This is a genomic window from Rahnella sp. PAMC25617, from assembly GCF_050606005.1.
GTDB lineage: Bacteria > Pseudomonadota > Gammaproteobacteria > Enterobacterales > Enterobacteriaceae > Rahnella > Rahnella variigena.
In genome coordinates, this window is record NZ_JBOCUM010000006.1 from 464,803 (window position 1) to 481,634 (window position 16,832).

Here is a 16,832-nt window from a genome sequence, read left to right on the forward strand (position 1 = left end):
ATTTTATTACTTATTAGTGCTGCCTTCAGGCCGGATATTGTAGGTTCCGAAGAAACTACGGTCGGTTTCCAGACTGATGTTTTTCCCGTTCGCATCGACCGTGATCGAGCCGGTGGTTTTCGTCAGCGCACAGGCAATCCGCACTTCAATCTTGCGCATACCGTTTGGCACATTCAAATCCACATATTGATTGAAATGCAGAGTGGCGATTGTCTTTCCGTCCAGAATCACCAGCAGCGGGCAGGTCTTCTCAAACGGAATAATCGAAGATTGTTCTAACCGATGCAAACGGATATGCGTTTGCCCTTCTGGCGCAACCGCGCTGGCATTCGCGTAGGTTGATTTAACCTGAAGCGTCGGTTCATAAGGATTACTCGCACACCCGGCTAAAAATAAAGCAGCCAAGGCCACCAGTGTTTTTTTCATCGTTATCTCCCTGAGTTTATGAACGAATGATAGCAGCGTGCGCGCAACGGGCAACAAAAAACCTGTACCGGCAACCGGTGAAGTGTCCGTACTTCTAAAAAGTCGTGCTGATTTGTGACATCCGTATAAAAAACCATCACCCGAATTGCTAATAGTCATCAGGTCGTATTTGATATTCTTAATCAGATTTATCCGATCAGATGTTCAACTCAATATCAGGAATGATTATGTACAGTTACACACTCATCGCTCCCGCAGGGATAGTTAAGGCATACGAAGACGAATTTCGTGAAAAAGGGATTGAGCTGCTGGTTGCCAAACAGAACCGATCCGAAACGGTCGTTTTACGCAGCAGTCAGTTTGCTGAAGAACGTACTTTTATCACCCATGTTCATCTGCTGATTTTCAGCTTGTGTATGCGGGTGCAAAAACAGCTAAAGAATGGTAAGACTCCCAATACGACAATTATGTATTGATATATACCTGCATCACCTCGCCCTAACATATTCTGGCCTCATTCAGGGGCCTGACTCCTCTAAAATCATTCAGTCTTTACACCCTTCAAGGCTCGCGTAAATAATCCCAACTTGCTGGTTGATTTAAAAAAAAACTTCACCGACTTCTTTTGAGAACAAAAGCCTTCTGAGAACACAAAGCGTTATTTTTTCGCTGGCTTATATTGTCTGGAGGAGAACGTATTACGTAATAATGAAAGGAGAATTAAAACTGCAGGAGATAATGCAAGGGCTTGCGAATTGTTGGTGGGTCGTGGCGGGTTCGAACCGCCGACCAATTGATTAAGAGTCAACTGCTCTACCGACTGAGCTAACGACCCAACGGGACGAATTATTCTCCTCTATCCTGATGATGTCAAACGCTTACCCTTACTTTTTTTACCGTCTTTCCGGTAAATATTTGTGAAGCTCATCACACCAAAAAAAGGTATTATTCTTCCCCTTCGGCTCATGCCTGGTTAATTAACACTCAGTTATCCACTATGTAAAAATTACGATACATTTACCCTGACTGGCATTTTTCATCTCGGTTATAACATATTCGAAATTAACATTATTATTACAATCACTCACTCCGGCTGTCGTTCCAGCTGAGAGGATATAAGAGCCTCAGAGCTCAAATAATTGCCGTAAATGAATGCGATATGGCGGAGTTCATACGCAGAAAGCAAAAAACAGGAATCTATACAACATGCAAGAAGAGTCAAAAATCCTCGCCCGGCCGGAGGAAGAGAACGCGGAAGGTCTGCGGCGAAATCTCTCCAACCGCCATATCCAGCTTATCGCCATCGGTGGCGCTATCGGTACCGGCCTGTTTATGGGCTCGGGAAAAACCATCAGCCTCGCCGGTCCGTCCATCATCTTCGTCTACATGATCATCGGCTTTATGCTGTTTTTCGTCATGCGTGCGATGGGCGAACTCTTATTGTCCAACCTCGAATACAAATCTTTCAGCGATTTTGCCGCCGACCTGCTGGGCCCGTGGGCTGGCTATTTCACCGGCTGGACCTACTGGTTCTGCTGGGTGGTGACCGGCATCGCGGATGTCGTGGCAATTACCGCCTACGCACAATTCTGGTTCCCCGGCCTCTCGCAATGGATCGCCTCCCTGCTCTGCGTTCTGGTGCTGCTCAGCCTGAATCTAGCCACGGTGAAAATGTTCGGTGAGATGGAATTCTGGTTTGCGATGATCAAAATCGTCGCCATCGTCGGGCTGATTATCGCCGGACTGGTGATGGTGCTGACCCACTTCCAGACACCAGCAGGCACCGTCGCCTCCTTCAGCAATCTATGGAATGACGGCGGATTCTTCCCGAAAGGCGTCAGCGGCTTCTTTGCCGGTTTCCAGATAGCGGTGTTCGCGTTTGTCGGAATCGAGCTGGTGGGCACTACTGCCGCCGAAACCAAAGATCCGCAGAAGTCCCTGCCGCGCGCGATTAATGCCATTCCGCTGCGCATCATCATGTTCTACGTGTTCTCGCTGATCATGATTATGTCCGTCACACCGTGGAGCCACGTAGTTGCGGATAAAAGCCCGTTTGTTGAACTGTTCGTGCTGGCAGGTCTTCCCGCGGCGGCGAGCATTATCAACTTTGTGGTGCTGACTTCGGCGGCCTCTTCCGCTAACAGCGGCGTGTTCTCCACCAGCCGCATGTTGTTTGGTCTGGCACAGGAAGGCAATGCGCCGAAAGCGTTCGGTAAACTCTCTTCCCGCGCGGTGCCGTCAAACGGCCTGACCTTCTCCTGCATCTGCCTGCTCGGCGGTGTGGTGCTGATTTACCTAATCCCAAACGTGGTGACGGTCTTCACGCTGGTCACGACCGTTTCGGCGATTCTGTTTATGTTCGTCTGGACCATCATTCTTTGCTCTTACCTGGTCTATCGCCGTCAACGCCCTCAGTTGCACGAAGCATCCATCTACAAAATGCCACTCGGTAAACTGATGTGCTGGGTCTGTATGGCATTCTTTACCTTCGTTCTGGTGCTGCTGACCTTGCAGGATGACACCCGTCAGGCGCTTCTCGTCACGCCGTTGTGGTTTGTGGTGCTGGGGATTGGTTATTGGTTGCGCTGCCGCAGCCGCAAAGTCTGAATGATTGATATAAGAAGGGATTGAAAAAAGAGCCACCTGGCTAATACCCGTCACTTAAGCACATTTATGAATACAAATTCTTTCTGTGCTTCTGAGGAACGAAGGAATCAGGCTTGTAGTGCTGTTTGCTTCATTGAAGGCCCGAATTCACGGGCCTCATTTCCTTAAGTGACTGGCAGCAGGCTCAGGCCTCTTTTTTTTCATTAACCTACGCAACATATAAACGAACAAACCATAACTCATCAGTGTAAGAAAGGTTGTAATTGCAAATACCAATGCAGGACCATATTCCGCGTCAGGCGAGACAAATCGGTCATAATCGATGCAACAAACGAACAGCGCGAAAAGGCCAATCACTGAAACCACCTTCAAAATCCTGAGTGCTATCCCTTTCGCTATGCTCGCAATGTGCTGAGAAAAACCCTTACCTAATAAACTTTTGATTGGAATTAAATTTATACCAACAGAATACACAACAATTGCCACGATAATATTGATAACCAGCACTGCATAGTCTGAGATTGCATAAACATCTTCTGGCGTAGGATTATTGTTGAAAAATCCAGCGACCTGAAATGCTGTATTTCCATTTAATATGGCTGTATCACCATAGATAAAAAAGTAAATTTTCGAACTGATAAAGAATAGAGTCAGAAACCCCAAAACCCGCAGTCCTTTAAGAACATATGCTGCCATTGGCGATTACCTCAATTGTTCCATATGCCATTAAATGCTTCATACAAGGGACTTCTACCATGGTTGTCCGCAATAAAGCGTCTCTCAGCATTGCGAAATCACAATGATGAGCCAGTGTGATACATACTTCAGATATTTGCCCAGGGTGCAACCTGAAACCGCCGCGTCCCACGCCTTCAATCATAGTCCCATCATCTGTTAACATATCGTCTCGATATAAAGCAAACCATTCACTATGGTCAACGTGATAATAGAATGTGCTTTTATAAGTATCCACGCCCCAGGCTCTTATTCTATTTTTGATACTACCCTTTGGCCTTTCAACAATATAATAATTTCCTGCGGGAATGGGGTTCATGCCTGATGCCAACCGTTTAATTAAGCCATTTATGAATACAAATTCATTTCTGTGCTTCTAAGTAACGCAGGAATCAGACTTGCAGTACTGTTTGCTTCATTGAAGGCCCGAATTCACGGGCCTCATTTCCTTAAGTGACTGGCATCCGCCACCCGGCTCCTTTCACCTTACTGCGAATTACTCCACTTCCAGCGCCTGCCAGAACTGATCCAGCATTTTTCTGGCGGACGGTCTGGCGGATGCCACTTTCACCGGCAGTTCTGGCGGCATACCGGGTTTCATTTCGCCGAGATCAAACACAAAGGTGTAATCCGGTTCCTGTCCCATGCGTAAATCGCTGACCAGAATGTGGCCACCCTGCTCTTTTACGCTGAAGAAACCGTGGCTGAACCAGGCGACGCGCGCCAGAAACGCATTATCTTTATGCGCCTCGTATAACGCATCGCCGCGCGGATAAAAGCGGAAGCGGATCGGTGAATCCGGATGCAGCAGCGAGGTAAACCCTTCGCCGTAGCTGTCCTTATTCATCACCACCACGCGCCACACCAGCGAATTGAGCGGCGTCGGCGTGACCAGCACCTGCGTGCTTTCGATGTTCTGGCGTTGTAATTCCTCGCCAACATGGCGCGTCACCTGATGTTGCTCGAAGGCGGTACAGGCCAGATACAAACAACTCACCCCCAGCAGCACGTTATTCCACGTGATCCCGCGCTGTTGCTCGCGGTACAGCGCCAGCCCGACGCCGATGATCAGCGGTAAGGTATACAGCGGATCGACGATGAAAATGCTGCCGACCGCAAACGGATAGTTTGTGAAAGGTAATCCGAGCTGCGTACCGTAAACGGTCATTAAGTCCAGCAGCGGATGGGTGATCAGCGCCAGCCAGACCGCGCCCCACCAGTGTTTGAAATGCCGCCCGCCGCTGAGCAGTTTTGCCATCAGCCAGGCCAGCAGCGGTGAAATCAACGTCAGATACAACAGCGCATGAGTTTCAGTGCGGTGCATCGTCATATTACTGATGGCGTCACCGTGATCGTAAAACACATCCAGATCGGGCAACGTGCCGCAGACTGCCCCGGCCAGCGCGGATTTCCACACCGGCGCGCGTTTGCCCATCACCGCGATACCGACCGCCGCGCCCAATACTAACTGAGAAACCGAATCCATCCTGACCTCTTTAAGCCCGAAGCTGAATGCCTTCGGTAATAATGTGCTGCACGTTATTCACCGTCTGTTCAAAAAACTCAGGATCGCTGAGCGTTTTACCGGTGATAGCCTCAACTTGTACGCCAAAGTCCGCATAATGCTGGGTGGTTGCCCACAACATAAAAATCAGCTGCATCGGATCAACCGGCGCGATCAGCTCATCTTTGATCCAGCCGCGAATAACATCCGATTTATCTTCCACCAGCGTTTTCAAACTCCCGCCCAGTTCCTGTTTCAGTAACGGCGCGCCCTGCACCATCTCCAGACAAAACAGCCGCGATGCCTGCGGATGGTCACGGGATACACACAGTTTCAGGCGGATATATTCACGTATCGCTTCCAGCGGATGCTGATCAGACTGCAATGCTTTCAGCGGCGCCAGCCAGATATCCAGCAGCCCTTTCAGTACCGCGATATACAAATCTTCTTTTGACGGGAAGTAATACAGCAGGTTGGTTTTGGACACGTCGGCGCGCTCGGCAACCTGATCCAGACTGGTGCCATGAATGCCGTACAACGAAAAGAATTCCAGCGCCGCCGCCATGATATTGCCGCGCTTGGCAGCGACCGCCCGCGAGCGACGCGACGGGGTTTTCGCCGCCGTCTGACGGGATTTTTTCTCTCCGGCGGCAGGCTGCGGAGGTTCGACCAATGGCTTCACAACGTCTCCCTGAGACAAACGGCAAGGCTGAAATCATAGCAAATGGCGCTACAGGCGACTATCGCTATGCATCCCGATGATGGAAGTAACACTGACAATATTAATGCGTAACCATTAAGGATTATAAAATTAACAATTCTGCACCATTTACGCTCAATCCTGCCTGATAAACGTGCAGTTATTTTTGACCAGATGGTCTGAAACAGACCGTTTGCTCCACCATGCATCCAGACTCATTTTTAACCTGCTGATAATCATCATGATTTAAAAACTGGCATCCGCTTTGCAATAACCTTTCCGTCAGGAGATTTCAGCACGGTGCAATTCGGAACCCGCAGGACGCACTCAAGCCGCGCAGAGATTTTCGCAAGCCCTTGTTTTGGTACTTATTATTTTCAATCGAGGTGAGCTATGAAAATCGGTGTCTTTATTCCTATCGGCAACAACGGCTGGTTAATTTCAGAAACTGCGCCGCAGTACAAACCGACCTTCGAACTGAACAAAACCATCGTGCAGAAAGCGGAGCACTACCATTTCGATTTCGCGCTGTCGATGATCAAACTGCGCGGCTTCGGTGGCAAAACCGAATTTTGGGAACACAACATGGAGTCATTCACGCTGATGGCCGGTCTTGCCGCCGTGACCTCCCGCATCCAGCTTTACGCCACCGCCGCCACGCTGGTGATGCCTCCGGCGATCGTGGCCCGCATGGCGGCGACTATCGACTCAATTTCTAATGGCCGTTTCGGCGTGAATGTCGTCACCGGCTGGCAGAAACCAGAATACGAACAAATGGGCATGTGGCCGGGCGACGACTATTTCACCCGCCGCTATGACTACCTGACCGAATACGTCAGCGTTCTGCGCGACCTGTGGGGCACCGGCCACTGCACGCTCGACGGCGAATTCTTCAAAATGGACGACTGCCGCGTCAGCCCGCGTCCGCAGAGCGAAATGAAAGTGATCTGCGCCGGCCAGAGCGATGCCGGTATGGCGTTCTCCGCCAAACACGCCGACTTCAACTTCTGCTTCGGTAAAGGCGTTAACACGCCGACCGCCTTTGCGCCAACCGCTGCGCGCATGAAAACGGCGGCAGAAGCTGAAAACCGCGACGTGTCCTCTTATGTCCTGTTTATGGTGATTGCCGACGAAACCGATGCCGCTGCCCGTGCCAAATGGGAGTTATATAAAGACGGTGCCGACGCCGATGCGCTGGCGTGGCTCACCGATCAGAGCAGCAAAGACACCAAATCCGGCGCCGATACCAACGTCCGCCAGATGGCTGACCCGACTTCGGCGGTCAATATCAACATGGGCACACTGGTGGGTTCTTACGCCAGCGTCGCCAGAATGCTCGACGAAATCGACACCGTGCCCGGCGCAGGCGGCGTGCTGCTGACCTTTGATGATTTTGTGCAAGGCATTGAAAACTTCGGCCGTTACATCCAGCCATTAATGAAAACCCGCCAGCACATCGGCACTGAGCAAAAAGAGGTCGCATGATGAACGTTGTTGAGAATCAAACTGTGGTCCGCCGCGAACCCCAAAATACCGGCGAGGAAACGATCCTCACAGCACGTCCTGAAGCCATTGCTTTCACGCCGCAGCAAACGGCGCTGATTGTGGTGGATATGCAAAACGCCTATGCCTCACAGGGCGGTTATCTGGATCTGGCCGGTTTTGATGTTTCCGCCACCGCGCCGGTGATTGCCAATATCAAAGTGGCGATTGCTGCCGCCCGTGCCGCCGGTATCAAAGTGATTTTCTTCCAGAACGGCTGGGACAACCAGTATGTCGAAGCTGGCGGTGCCGGTTCGCCGAACTTCCACAAATCCAATGCGCTGAAAACCATGCGCAAGCGCCCGGAACTGATGGGTAAACTGCTGGCAAAAGGCGACTGGGATTATGACCTGGTGGACGAACTGCAACCGCAGTCTGGCGACATTGTGTTACCCAAACCGCGCTACAGCGGCTTCTTCAATACCCAGCTCGACAGCCTGCTGCGCAGTTACGGTATTCATCATCTGGTGTTCACCGGCATCGCCACCAACGTCTGCGTCGAATCCACCCTGCGCGACGGTTTCTTCCTCGAATATTTCGGCGTGGTGCTGGAAGACGCCACCCATCAGGCCGGACCTGAATTCGCGCAAAAAGCCGCGATTTATAACATCGAAACCTTCTTTGGCTGGGTCTCCAGCGTGCGCAATTTCTGCGACGCCGTGGGCTACAAAACTGAACAAAACGCGGCCTGACCGCTTTCTGAAAAGGACGATTAACGATGTCTAAAAGCGCCATTATTCCGGCTGGCAGCGGCGTTCCGCTGGCACCTTTTGTTCCGGGCACTCTCGCCGATGGCGTGGTGTATGTTTCCGGCACCCTGCCGTTTGATAAAGACAATAACGTGGTGCATGTCGGCGATGCCGCTGCGCAAACCCGTCATGTGCTGGAGATCATCAAAAGCGTGATCGAAACCGCAGGCGGCACCATGGATGACGTCACTATGAACTCGATTTTCATCACCGACTGGGCAAATTACGGCGCAGTGAATCAGGTGTATGCCGAATATTTTCCGGGAGAAAAACCGGCACGTTTCTGCATTCAGTGCGGGCTGGTGAAACCGGATGCGCTGATCGAAATCGCGTCCATCGCCCATATCGGCAAATAATCCGTGCGATGGAACCTGTCCTGAACTCCCTGAGGTAGCAGCATGTATTACAAGATACTGGGTAAGAAAAATGCTGATGCAGAAACCGTCGTGCTTTCTTCCGGCCTCGGCGGTTCCGGCGGCTTCTGGCAGCCACAGCTGGCGATGCTCGCGGAACATTTTCGTGTAGTGGTTTACGACCAGCACGGTACCGGCGTCAGTCAGGGCACGGTGCCCGCCGGTTACCGCATGGAAGACATGGCCGATGAGCTGGCAGGCATGCTCAACGAGCTGGAAATCAGCCGCTGTCATCTGGTCGGTCACGCTCTCGGCGGCATTATCGGCCTGCATCTTGCCCTGCGATATCCGGCATTGCTGCAAAGTCTGGTGGTGATTAACGGCTGGACGAAGCTCGACAGCCAGACGCGGCGCTGTTTTGAAGTGCGGCAGAATCTGCTGCTCAACAGCGGCGTGGATGCCTATGTGCAGGCGCAACCGCTGTTTCTGTATCCGGGTGACTGGCTTTCTGAACATGAGGCGTTATTGCAGGAAGAGCGCCAGCATCAGGTGGCGCATTTTCAGGGAATGGAAAACCTGCTGCACCGCTTGCAGGCACTGATGGATTCAGACCTGACGGACAGCCTGGACCAGGTGATAGCCCCGACGCTGGCCTTCAGCGCTAAAGACGATTTGCTGGTGCCGTGGTCGCGGTCGGTGGATCTGGCTTCCCGCCTGCCCCAGGGCGAACACACACAAATGCTGTACGGCGGCCATGCCATGAGCGTGACCGACCCGGAAACCTTTAACCCGATTTTACTGGACTGGCTGCGGCGGCATTCAGCGCAACATACCGCCACCCGCTAATGAGTACGGATAAAACCTCTGAGGACATGACCATGCAATCAGCCCTGAACGCCACATTGTCTGCGACCGATATGCCCGTCGTTGAAAAACAAGTCGTTGTTGAAAAACAGGCCGTCGTTGAAAAACAAGCCGCCGTTGAAAAACAAGAGTATCGCGATGCGATGGCGCGGCTCGGTTCTGCCGTCAATATCATCACTACCGACGGCCCCGGCGGACGTGCAGGTTTCACCGCCTCTGCAGTGTGCAGCGTGACCGATACGCCGCCGACATTGCTGGTGTGCCTGAACCGCTCAGCATCCGTGCATTCAGCGTTTACGCAAAATCAGGTGCTGTGCGTAAACACGCTGGCTGATTGTCATGAGTCACTGTCCAATTTATTCGGCGGAAAAACGCCAATGGAACAACGCTTTGACGCCGCCGAATGGGCGCGCCTCGCCACAGGTTCGCCCATCCTCACCGACGCGCTGGTGTCGTTTGACTGCAAAGTCACACAAATCACCCGCGTCGGCACCCATGACATCCTGATTTGTGAAGCCGTTGCATTGCGACGCAACGACGACAGCCACGGACTGGTGTATTTCGACCGGCGCTATCACCCGCTGATGCGTCAGATAGCCTGATAACTCAATCCTCTCAACTTAGTAAGGGTCGTGCATGGCAAATACCTGGTTTCCACAATGGCGTAAAAGAGAAGGCAATCTGGATGGCGCGGTGATCGCACCGGATGAACGACTGCCGTTCGGATCGACAGTGATCATGGGTCTGCAACATACGGTGGCAATGTTTGGTGCCACCGTCTTAATGCCCTTGCTGATGGGTTTTGACGCCAACATGGCGATTTTGATGTCGGGCATCGGCACCTTACTGTTCTTCCTGGTCGTCGGCGGGCGTGTGCCCAGTTATCTCGGTTCCAGCGCTGCGTTTGTCGGGCTGGTAATCGCGGTGACCGGCTACAGCGGCCATGGCGCCAACCCGAATATCGGCGTGGCGCTGGGCGGTATTATTGCCTGCGGCGTGGTTTATACACTGATCGGTTTTGTGGTGATGGCGGTCGGCACGCGCTGGATTGAACGCCTGATGCCGCCGGTCGTCACCGGTGCGGTGGTGATGGCGATCGGCCTGAACCTCGCGCCGATTGCCATTAACAGCGTATCGGCTTCTTCATTCGACAGCTGGATGGCGGTGATGACCGTGCTGTGTATCGGCTCGGTGGCGGTGTTCACCCGCGGTCTGGTGCAACGTCTTTTGCTGCTGCTCGGGCTGGTGGCGGCGTATCTGATTTACATGGTGATCACTAACGGACTCGGGCTCGGTACTCCGGTGGATTTCAGCGCCGTGGCACAAGCGCCATGGTTTGGCGTGCCGGCCATCACCACGCCGGTATTCAGCTCTCACGCCATGCTGATGATTGCACCGGTCGCGGTAATTCTGGTGGCTGAAAACCTCGGCCACATTAAAGCGGTGGCTGGCATGACCGGCAAAAACCTGGATCCCTACATGGGTCGCGCCTTTGTCGGTGACGGTCTGGCGACCTTACTTTCCGCCTCGGCGGGCGGTACCGGCGTCACCACTTACGCAGAAAACATCGGCGTGATGGCCGTAACTAAAATCTACTCCACGCTGATTTTTGTCGCCGCCGCCCTCGTTGCCATCGTGTTGGGCTTCTCGCCCAAATTTGGTGCACTGATCCACACCATTCCGGGGCCGGTACTCGGTGGCGCGTCGATTGTGGTGTTTGGATTAATCGCCGTGGCCGGTGCGCGTATCTGGGTACAAAATCAGGTGGATCTGGGACTTAACGGCAATCTGATCATGGTGGCGGTCACGCTGGTACTGGGCGCAGGCAACTTTACCCTGAGCCTGGGCGGTTTCAGCATGGGCGGCATTGGCACGACGACCTTCGGTGCGATTCTGCTGAATGCCTTCCTGAGCCGCAGCAAACAGGTAAAAACACAGCCTGAAATAAAAACTGGCACAGAAGCTGCATTAAAAGATCACTGACGACCTCAGTTTCTCCTTAGCTCATCATTTTTGATGATCGCCAGCGGTTATCCGGTCCACCCGTCCGGATTAGCCGCTGGTTTTTTTCTTTCTGCCTCCCGCCCATTTTCCCTAATGCCGTTTCCAGCTAACGATTGCAAAATTCCTTCGTTCACCTCCCCCTTAAATTGGTTTGTTATGGGCTCAGCACTTTCGTTCTAAGAACGCATAAGTCATTCACCTGCCATCACACCAAATAAGAAAAAGGGTTTAACGATGAAGAACATTCGCCGGATTAACGCGGTTACCCGCGCACTGGCTTTAGGGGCACTTCTCACCAGCACGTTTTCCGCCATCGCCGCTGACGGCACACCGGTTCAGGGCGGCACCCTGATTTATCTCGAGCAACAGGCGCACACTAACCTGTATCCGCCCGCAGGCGGCTTCTATCCCAACGGCGGCATACTGAATCAGATCACCGATAAACTGACCTATCAGAATCCGAAGACGCTGGAAATTGAGCCGTGGATCGCCGAATCCTGGTCTTTCAATGCCGATAAAACCGAATACACATTCAAGCTGCGTCCGGGCGTGACCTTCTCCGACGGCACGCCGCTGGACGCCAGCGCGGTCGCCAAAAACTTTGATACTTACGGTCTGGGCAATAAAGCGCATCACCTGCCGGTTTCCGAAGTCATCAACAATTACGACCACAGCGAAGTGGTTGATCCGCTGACCGTGAAGTTCTATTTCAAAAAATCCTCACCGGGTTTCCTGCAAGGCACTGCGACGATTGGCTCCGGTCTGGTGTCGCTGAGCACGCTGGATCGTAACTTTGATGCGCTGGGCGACGCCACGCACATCATCGGTTCCGGCCCGTTCGTGGTCAGCAAAGAAACGCTGGGGCGTGAAGTCGATCTGACGGCGCGGAAGGATTACAACTGGGGGCCGAAAAACCTCAAACAGCAGGGTCGCGCCAATCTTGACGGCATCAAAGTGATCGTCACCGGCGAAGACAGCGTGCGTATCGGCGCGCTGCTGGCGGGTCAGGCTGATTTCATCCGTCAGGTTCAGGCCTATGACGAGAAACAGGCTAAAGATCAGAACTTCCCGATTTATGCCGCGCCGACCAAAGGCGTTAACGACAGCATTTCGTTCCGTCCGGACAACGCGCTGGTGTCAGATCTGAAAGTGCGTCAGGCGCTGCTGCACGCCACCAACAGCAAACAGGTTGTCGACACGCTGTTCTCGCCAAACTATCCGCAGGCCACGTCTGTGGTTGCCAAAACGGCGGCCGGTTATGTCGATCTGAGTAACAAACTGACTTACGACCCGACGCTGTCCAAAAAGCTGCTGGATGAAGCGGGCTGGAAACCGGGTCCGAACGGCATACGCCAGAAAGACGGCAAAACGCTGTCGCTGACTATTTATGAATCCCTGCCACAACCGCAGAACAAAGAAGTGTTGCAGCTGGTTTCTCAGCAGTGGAGCCAGGTCGGCGCGAAGCTGAATATTCTGGCGGGCGATGCGGGCAGCCGAGTGGCGGATAACCTCGATCCTGAGAAAACCCCGGCCAACGTGGTGGAAGTCGGACGTGCCGATCCGGACGTGATTAAAAGCTCCTTCTACCCGACTAACCGCGATGCGCTGCTGCAAAAAGGTGGCCTGAGCAGCAAGGTGAAAAGCTTCCGCGACGACAAACTCAACGATCTGCTGACCGCGATCTCTGCCGAAGTCGATCCGAAAAAACGTCTGGCACTGACCGGCGACGTGCAGAACTACCTGCTCGATCAGGCATACGTGATTCCAATTTTCGAAGAGCCGCAGGTGTTTGCCGGTGCGCCATATTTCAAAGGCGTGAGCTTTGAAGCGGTCGGGCGTCCGAGCTTCTATGGCGCTTGGCTGGAAAAGCATTAACAGACGGGAGTCAATCATGAGCCGATACGTAAGCGGTCGATTCGGGCAGGCATTGCTGGTGCTGTGGGCGGCGTTTACCGTCTCCTTCATCTTGTTGCAGGTGCTGCCCGGCGATGCGATTCTGATTAAATTCCAGAACCCGGACATGGGATTAAGCCCGGCGCAGATTGCCGATATGCGCGCTGCGTACGGCGCCGATGTGCCGGTCTGGCAACAATATCTGCATACGCTGGGTAATTTCCTGCGCGGGGATCTGGGCTATTCGATTCAGGCTGGCGTACCGGTCACCGAATTACTCAGCAGCAACTTTCCGCCGACGCTGCGTCTGGCACTGATTGGTTTCGCACTGGCCGCCGTGGTGGCCTTTGCGCTGGCATTTCTTTCCAGCCTGCTGCATTTCGGCTGGCTGAAAAACGCCTTACAGGCAGTGCCGTCGCTGTTTATTTCCATTCCCACCTTCTGGCTGGGCATCGCGCTGATTCAGTTCTTTTCGTTCCACCTGCGCTGGATCCCGGTGATCAATCCGGGCGAATGGGTCGGGCTGATTTTGCCGATTATCACGCTGGCGGTGCCGATTTCCGCGCCGCTGGCGCAGATCCTCATCCGCAGCATTGATCAGGTGCAAACCCAACCGTTCGTCGCCGTCGCCCGCGCCAAAGGCGCCAGCCGCAGCGGCGTGTTGTGGCGACATGTGGCACGCAACGCCCTGCTTCCGGCGCTGACCATTGCCGGTTTGCTGTTCGGCGAACTGATTGCGGGAGCACTGATCACCGAAACTGTCTTCGGTCTTAACGGCCTCGGACAACTGACCCAGCAGGCAGTCAACAATCAGGATGTCGCGGTATTGCAGGCGATTGTGGTGATTTCCGCCGCCGCCTTTGTCGGCATCAATTTACTGGTCGATTTGCTGTATCCGTTACTCGATCCGCGCCTTAAAGCTTCTGCTTCTAAAAACTCACGGGGAGCCACCGCATGAGCAGCTTACCGCTTGGCAAAAGTACGCTTTCATTGCCGCTCACACAGCGCCGCCGCTGGAAACCGGCCAGCCTGCAACCGGGATTAATCCTGGCGTGGCTGGTGATGGCTACCGTCATTTTGTGGGCAATTGCGCCTGGTTTATTTACGGATTACAGCGGCACCGAAGGGATTGCCGGTGCGCAGCGGCTCGCTCCGCAGGCCGGACACTGGCTGGGCACGGATCAGCTTGGCCGCGATGTGTACGCACGGATTGTCTACGGCGCATCGCATTCACTTTCCGGCGCGCTGGTCGCCGTGGCGCTCGGGCTGGTATTCGGCACCGCACTCGGTCTCGCGGCCGGTGCCAGCGGCGGTCTGGTGGATGCCATTGTCATGCGCATCAACGACGTATTGCTGTCCATCCCCGGCCTGCTGCTGTCGCTGAGCGTGATTATTTTGCTTGGTTTCGGCACGGTTCATGCGGCGATTGCCGTCGGTGTGACGTCGGTTGCCAACTTCGCCAGACTGGCACGTGCTGAAGTGGTGCTGGTGCGTCACAGCGATTACGTCGAAGCGGCGTATGGCAGCGGCGGTTCCTTTTTCTCCATTTTGTGGCGACACATTTTGCCCAACTCGCTGACCTCGGTGATTGCCTTTTCCGCACTGCAGTTCGGCAGTGCCATTCTGGCGATTTCCACCCTGAGTTTTCTCGGTTACGGCACGCCACCGCCGACGCCGGAATGGGGGTTACTGATTGCCGAAGGCCGTAACTACATTTCCACAGCCTGGTGGCTGACCACCTTCCCCGGCGTGGTCGTGGTGTTAGTGGTGCTTTCCGCCAACCGCATCAGCCAGTCATTACGCAGGAGAACGCGATGAACGCACAGGCCACTTTTACGCATGACGCTCCGCCGGTTCTCGAACTGGAAAACGTATCAATTGCCTACGACGGCAAACCGGTGGTGCATAACGTATCGTTTACGATTAACGCCGGAGAAGTGCTGGCGCTGGTCGGCGAATCCGGCTCAGGGAAAACCACCACCGCACAGGCGATTATTGGCCTGCTGGCGGAGAACGGTCATATCGAACAGGGCGAAATTCGCCTGAACGGCACGGACATCAGCCAGTGGTCGCAGCGCCGTCTGGATGCCCTGCGCGGCGCGCGCATCAGCCTGATACCGCAGGATCCGACCAGTTCGCTGGATCCGGTGAAAACCATCGGTTCGCAGGTAGCGGAAATTCTTGATATCCATCAGCGGCTGCCGCGTGCGCAGCGCGACGCCCGCGTGGTGGAGCTGCTTTCCCGCGTTGGCCTGTCACATCCTGAACAGCGGGCTAAACAGTATCCGCATGAACTTTCCGGCGGCATGAAACAGCGCGTATTGATCGCCATCGCGATTGCCCTGCAACCGGCGCTGATCATCGCCGATGAGCCGACCAGCGCACTGGATGTCACGGTGCAAAAACGCATTCTGGATCTGATCGACGAGCTGCGTCGCGAATTTGGTACTGCCGTGTTGCTGGTGACACATGATTTAGCGATTGCCGCTGAACGCGCCGACCGGTTACTGGTGTTCCGTCACGGCAAAGTGCAGGAACAGGGCATCACCCGCGAGGTGCTGGTTGCGCCGAAAAGTGATTATACCCGCCAGCTGTTCGCCGATGTCCCTGCCCTTTCCGGCCGCCACCGCGCGCAACTTCGCACGGCGGAAGATCCGGTGCTGGTGGTCGAAAACATCACCCATGATTTCACGCTGGGGGGCAAAAACCAGGCGGCGTTCCGCGCTGTAGATCAGGTGTCATTTAGTATTCCGCGCGGCACTACGCATTCGCTGGTCGGCGAATCCGGCTCCGGAAAAACCACGCTGGCACGCATTCTGCTCGGTTTTCAGAAACCGGACAGCGGACGTGTGCTGATTGACGGCGAAGACATCACGCGCCTGAAAGGCGAAGCCTTGCGTCAGCTGCGCAGGAAAATCCAGCTGGTGTATCAGAACCCGTTCGCCTCGCTGGATCCGTCGCAAACGCTGTTCAAAGTGATTGAAGAACCGCTGCTGAATTTCGAAAAAATTCCCGCTGCCGTGCGCCGTGAACGGGTGCTGGATATCGCCCGCCGCGTGGCGCTGCCGGAAGAATTACTCAGCCGCAAACCGCGTGAGCTGTCCGGCGGGCAGCGCCAGCGGGTGGCGATAGCACGCGCATTAATTTTAGAGCCGAAAGTGCTGATCCTTGATGAAGCGACGTCGGCGCTCGACGTCACCGTGCAGGCGCAAATCCTGACATTGCTTTCGCAGTTACAGGATTCACTCGGCCTGACCTATTTGTTTATCTCGCACGACCTGGCAACCGTCCGGCAAATCTCGCACAGCGTCTCGGTGTTAAACCGCGGACAGCAGGTAGATTCCGGCGACGTGGAAGACGTTTTCGCCCTGCCTTCCAGCGATTACACCCGCCAGCTGATTGACGCCATACCCGGCCGCCACCGCGCCGCCTGAACCCGTACATGAACGTCCGTA

At 54.2% G+C, this 16,832-nt stretch carries 17 protein-coding genes and 1 tRNA gene; 12 read left to right on the forward strand and 6 right to left on the reverse strand.

The window, feature by feature from the left end; all coding sequences use genetic code 11:
- Positions 1 to 6: 6 nt before the first annotated feature.
- Entirely contained in the window at positions 7 to 426 is a 420-nt protein-coding gene (locus ACM615_RS08165) for a hypothetical protein (RefSeq protein WP_113878321.1), read from the reverse strand.
- A gap of 227 nt (positions 427 to 653) precedes the next feature.
- On the opposite strand from ACM615_RS08165, the gene ACM615_RS08170 reads away from it, so the two are divergent.
- Positions 654 to 902, forward strand: coding sequence for a hypothetical protein (locus tag ACM615_RS08170; RefSeq protein ID WP_120506137.1), 249 nt, complete (start codon positions 654 to 656; stop codon positions 900 to 902).
- 283 nt (positions 903 to 1,185) lie between these two features.
- Here the strand turns inward: ACM615_RS08170 and ACM615_RS08175 are convergent.
- Positions 1,186 to 1,261 (reverse strand) — tRNA-Lys (locus ACM615_RS08175).
- Positions 1,262 to 1,632: 371 nt separating this feature from the next.
- Here ACM615_RS08175 and cycA point away from each other — a divergent pair.
- On the forward strand, positions 1,633 to 3,033 hold the full coding sequence (cycA, locus tag ACM615_RS08180; protein WP_431011749.1) for a D-serine/D-alanine/glycine transporter: 1,401 nt from the start codon (positions 1,633 to 1,635) through the stop codon (positions 3,031 to 3,033).
- Positions 3,034 to 3,189: 156 nt separating this feature from the next.
- On the opposite strand, the gene ACM615_RS08185 is transcribed toward cycA, so the two are convergent.
- The 4 genes from ACM615_RS08185 to rutR form a co-directional block, all read right to left on the reverse strand.
- Positions 3,190 to 3,729: a hypothetical protein gene (locus tag ACM615_RS08185; RefSeq protein ID WP_129638449.1), complete on the reverse strand. Its 540-nt coding sequence runs from the start codon at positions 3,727 to 3,729 to the stop codon at positions 3,190 to 3,192.
- Positions 3,710 to 4,087, reverse strand: coding sequence for a DUF2778 domain-containing protein (locus ACM615_RS08190; RefSeq protein WP_129638448.1), 378 nt, complete (start codon positions 4,085 to 4,087; stop codon positions 3,710 to 3,712). Before ACM615_RS08190 ends, ACM615_RS08185 begins: the two co-directional genes overlap by 20 nt.
- Before the next feature lie 177 nt (positions 4,088 to 4,264).
- Entirely contained in the window at positions 4,265 to 5,254 is a 990-nt protein-coding gene (locus ACM615_RS08195) for a metal-dependent hydrolase (RefSeq protein WP_129638447.1), read from the reverse strand.
- A gap of 10 nt (positions 5,255 to 5,264) precedes the next feature.
- Positions 5,265 to 5,954: an HTH-type transcriptional regulator RutR gene (gene rutR, locus ACM615_RS08200; protein ID WP_112291207.1), complete on the reverse strand. Its 690-nt coding sequence runs from the start codon at positions 5,952 to 5,954 to the stop codon at positions 5,265 to 5,267.
- 411 nt (positions 5,955 to 6,365) lie between these two features.
- Between rutR and rutA the strand changes: the two genes are divergently transcribed.
- From rutA to ACM615_RS08250, 10 genes are all read left to right on the forward strand, one after another.
- Positions 6,366 to 7,457 (forward strand): pyrimidine utilization protein A, encoded by a 1,092-nt coding sequence (gene rutA / locus ACM615_RS08205; RefSeq protein ID WP_095921289.1) that lies wholly within the window; start codon positions 6,366 to 6,368, stop codon positions 7,455 to 7,457.
- Entirely contained in the window at positions 7,454 to 8,206 is a 753-nt protein-coding gene (rutB, locus tag ACM615_RS08210; RefSeq protein WP_205951095.1) for a pyrimidine utilization protein B, read from the forward strand. The genes rutA and rutB overlap by 4 nt, the downstream gene beginning before the upstream one ends.
- A 26-nt stretch (positions 8,207 to 8,232) precedes the next feature.
- Positions 8,233 to 8,619 (forward strand): pyrimidine utilization protein C, encoded by a 387-nt coding sequence (gene rutC / locus ACM615_RS08215; protein ID WP_129638446.1) that lies wholly within the window; start codon positions 8,233 to 8,235, stop codon positions 8,617 to 8,619.
- A 42-nt stretch (positions 8,620 to 8,661) separates the two neighbouring features.
- Positions 8,662 to 9,462, forward strand: coding sequence for a pyrimidine utilization protein D (gene rutD / locus ACM615_RS08220; protein ID WP_113878314.1), 801 nt, complete (start codon positions 8,662 to 8,664; stop codon positions 9,460 to 9,462).
- 32 nt (positions 9,463 to 9,494) lie between these two features.
- The gene (gene rutF, locus ACM615_RS08225; RefSeq protein WP_431011750.1) at positions 9,495 to 10,082 is read left to right on the forward strand and encodes an NADH-dependent FMN reductase RutF; all 588 of its coding nucleotides are present in this window, start codon (positions 9,495 to 9,497) and stop codon (positions 10,080 to 10,082) included.
- A 34-nt stretch (positions 10,083 to 10,116) separates the two neighbouring features.
- The gene (rutG, locus tag ACM615_RS08230) at positions 10,117 to 11,463 is read left to right on the forward strand and encodes a pyrimidine utilization transport protein G (protein WP_431011751.1); all 1,347 of its coding nucleotides are present in this window, start codon (positions 10,117 to 10,119) and stop codon (positions 11,461 to 11,463) included.
- 255 nt (positions 11,464 to 11,718) lie between these two features.
- Positions 11,719 to 13,359, forward strand: a complete 1,641-nt coding sequence (locus ACM615_RS08235; protein ID WP_431011752.1) for a TIGR04028 family ABC transporter substrate-binding protein — start codon at positions 11,719 to 11,721, stop codon at positions 13,357 to 13,359.
- Between the two features lie 16 nt (positions 13,360 to 13,375).
- Positions 13,376 to 14,335, forward strand: a complete 960-nt coding sequence (locus ACM615_RS08240) for an ABC transporter permease (RefSeq protein ID WP_113878311.1) — start codon at positions 13,376 to 13,378, stop codon at positions 14,333 to 14,335.
- Positions 14,332 to 15,195 (forward strand): ABC transporter permease, encoded by an 864-nt coding sequence (locus tag ACM615_RS08245; RefSeq protein WP_112291220.1) that lies wholly within the window; start codon positions 14,332 to 14,334, stop codon positions 15,193 to 15,195. Before ACM615_RS08240 ends, ACM615_RS08245 begins: the two co-directional genes overlap by 4 nt.
- Positions 15,192 to 16,811 (forward strand): dipeptide ABC transporter ATP-binding protein, encoded by a 1,620-nt coding sequence (locus ACM615_RS08250; protein WP_431011753.1) that lies wholly within the window; start codon positions 15,192 to 15,194, stop codon positions 16,809 to 16,811. Before ACM615_RS08245 ends, ACM615_RS08250 begins: the two co-directional genes overlap by 4 nt.
- Positions 16,812 to 16,832: the final 21 nt, after the last annotated feature.